Annotated in this window: 1 protein-coding gene; it reads right to left on the bottom strand. The window is 50.2% G+C overall.

Annotated elements, in window-relative coordinates; all coding sequences use genetic code 11:
* On the bottom strand, positions 1-311 hold a 311-nt coding region (locus tag FDX04_RS05260; protein WP_170975142.1), incomplete at its 3' end, for an EamA family transporter.
* Between the last annotated feature and the right edge of the window lie 95 nt (positions 312-406).

The following is a 406-nucleotide window of genomic DNA, read 5'->3' as shown; positions in this document are numbered from 1 at the left end:
CTAGCTGGGGGTTTTCTGTGCACAATAAACTGCAAACCCCAGGTTTGCAGGCTATAGCCCAGCGCTATCGCAATGCCGATCGCCACGCCAGCTTTAAACTCCAGCCAGGTCAGCTTATGCAGCGTTCGCCACGACAGAAGCGCAACGGCCAGCGCAGCAGTCGCAAAACGCACACCGACAAAGAAAAAGGGCCCGCTCAGAGTAACGGCATATTGCACCGCCAAAAACGTTCCACCCCAGAACATGGTGATCACAATGAGGATCGCCTCCTGAGGTTTAACAGAAAAGGAATAACGAGAAAGTAAAGACATGAGACACCCGATTAACAGAATGTCATTAGTCTGCGTTGCGTTTTGTTACAGTTCAACCTTGCAGACAAAAATAAATATCCTCCGGCATAGCCGGA

Origin of the sequence: Citrobacter sp. wls615 (assembly GCF_005281355.1) — a bacterium.
GTDB classification, from domain to species: Bacteria; Pseudomonadota; Gammaproteobacteria; order Enterobacterales; family Enterobacteriaceae; genus Citrobacter; species Citrobacter werkmanii.
The sequence above is the reverse complement of the archived record's forward strand: the minus strand, read 5'-3'. Positions and strand labels throughout refer to the sequence as shown.